The 2,041-nt window shown below is 55.6% G+C and carries 3 protein-coding genes; 2 read left to right on the top strand and 1 reads right to left on the bottom strand.

Going from position 1 to position 2,041, the window contains the following annotated elements; genetic code table 11:
- On the top strand, positions 1 to 854 hold an 854-nt coding region (locus NW856_RS02175), incomplete at its 5' end, for an ammonium transporter (RefSeq protein ID WP_414398871.1).
- 45 nt (positions 855 to 899) lie between these two features.
- Complete coding sequence (gene ispD / locus NW856_RS02170; protein ID WP_414398873.1) at positions 900 to 1,607, top strand: 2-C-methyl-D-erythritol 4-phosphate cytidylyltransferase; 708 nt, start codon at positions 900 to 902, stop codon at positions 1,605 to 1,607.
- Between the two features lie 40 nt (positions 1,608 to 1,647).
- On the opposite strand, the gene NW856_RS02165 is transcribed toward ispD, so the two are convergent.
- Positions 1,648 to 2,041, bottom strand: a 394-nt coding sequence (locus NW856_RS02165) for a DUF559 domain-containing protein (RefSeq protein WP_414398870.1), incomplete at its 5' end; no start/stop codon positions are given.

Here is a 2,041-nt window from a genome sequence, read left to right as displayed (position 1 = left end):
TTTCCGGGGGCTGGGCCTGGAATGGCCTGTTTGCCGACTACAACGGTGGTACAGCCGGCTGGCTGGAAAACCTGGGCTACATTGACTTTGCCGGGTCGGGGGTGGTGCACTTGGTGGGTGGGGCTGCAGCTTTTGCGGGAACTTTGGTGTTGGGTCCGCGCTTGGGCAAGTATGGTCCCAATGGGGAGCCGCGGGCTATTCCCGGGCATAGCTTACCCTTGGGTATGTTGGGGGCGTTGATCCTGTGGCTGGGCTGGATTGGCTTTAATGCCGGCTCTACAACGGCAGCGATTCCTGATATTGGCTGGATTGCTTTCAATACCTATTTGGCCGGGGCGGCAGGAGCCATCGGCGCTCTCTGTACTTCCTGGGCCATTTTTACCAAGCCGGACATGACGTTTGCAGCCAATGGGACACTGGCGGGGCTGGTGGGCATTACTGCTCCTTGCAACACTGTTCATCCTTTGGGGGCAATCCTTATCGGCTCGGTGGCCGGGGTGTTGGTGGTGTTGTCGGTGCTGTTTATCGAGGGCACCTTGAAGGTGGATGACCCGGTGGGGGCGGTGTCGGTACATGGGGTGTGCGGCGCTTGGGGGGTCATTGCTGCAGGGATCCCGTGGTTTGCCCATGCGGAAGCGGGGGTGACTTGGGCGGTGTTGCCGGTACAGATTCTGGGGGTTATTGCCCTGGGAGGATGGTCTTTTATCTGTTGTCTGGCTTTGTTTTTGATTTTGAAGGGCACCATCGGTCTGCGCGTCTCGGCAGAAGAAGAGTTGGCCGGCTTGGATATTGGCGAGCACGGCAACATTGCCTACCCTGACTTTGTCACTGCTTCGGGAGAGTTGGAAGGTTGAGTTGAGCAGTACACTGGGATCCGGTTGAATGCGCTTTTGGATCCCATGCACCTTCTGATCCCGGCGGCTGGCAGCGGCAAGCGAATGGGAGCTGCGGTCAATAAGCTGTTGCTGCCGCTCTTGGGTCAGCCGATTTTGGCTTGGACGTTGCAGGCTGCGGATCGAGCCAGCTCCATCGAGTGGATCGGCATTCTCTCCCAACCCGGCGATTGGCCGGCCATCGAGCAGATCCTGGCGGCAATGGATCTGTCCACGCCGGTGCAGCTTTTACAAGGGGGGGCGACGCGGCAGGAGTCGGTTTACAGGGGGGTTGAGTATCTCTATAACCTGGGAACAGTAGAGCGGGTGTTGATCCACGATGGGGCCCGCTGCCTAGCTACCCCTAAGTTGTTCGATCGCTGTAGTGCTGCTTTGCAGCAGGTGGATGGTCTCATCGCGGGGATCCCTGTTAAAGACACGATTAAAGTGACAGAGACCGGCCCCAACGGGATCCAAATCCAATCGACGCCGGAGCGCAGCAGGCTGTGGGCAGCGCAAACCCCGCAAGGATTTCGCCTGTCGTTGCTGTGGCAAGCCCATCAGGAGGCTCTGGCCCAAGGTTGGCAAGTGACCGATGACGCAGCCCTATTCGAGAAGCTGGGTTGGCCAGTCTACATCGTCGAAGGGGAGGAATCCAATCTGAAGCTAACCACCCCCCTGGATGTGTTGCTGGCCGCACAAATCCTGCAGCAGCGTCTCGGACCAGCGCGTTAGCTCAATTCAATCCCGGTAGGGCCAGTCTCAACCTTGGGAATTAAAAGTAGGAAGGAGGAAATCTAGGTTCACTAAGAGCACTTTGATCACCCCATCTCTTGTGGTCCGTTGGAAATGAAAATGATAAGTCTGGCTGTTTAGAATCTAATGCACCCAAGACACCTGAAACCAAGCAAAAGATGAGATTAATGCACTTTTCACTTTCTTCATAAACTTGCCGTTCTGAGAACCGAACTACAACCCAGCCTCTATCCGCTAGATAAGCATCACGCTTACTTTGCTTAGGATCATTCACAGTATGGGCTGGCCTACACAGATTACCTTCAAGAAACCATGGCTCATCAATTTCAATGTCAATGAGTAAAACGAGTGATCTTTTTCCATCTCTAGATACCTGCATTGCGATATCAGCTAGAAATCGCAGGAGCCCCGCA

It is taken from the genome of Synechococcus sp. R3-13, assembly GCF_047462195.1.
Classification (GTDB): domain Bacteria; phylum Cyanobacteriota; class Cyanobacteriia; order Thermostichales; family Thermostichaceae; genus Thermostichus.
Note: the sequence above shows the minus strand (reverse complement) of the source record. Positions and strands in the feature narration are given on the sequence as shown.

Excerpts from the sequence above, each read along its gene's own strand:
- ispD (WP_414398873.1), top strand. The coding sequence starts at position 900 with ATGCACCTTCTGATCCCGGCGGCTGGCAGCGGCAAGCGAATGGGAGCT.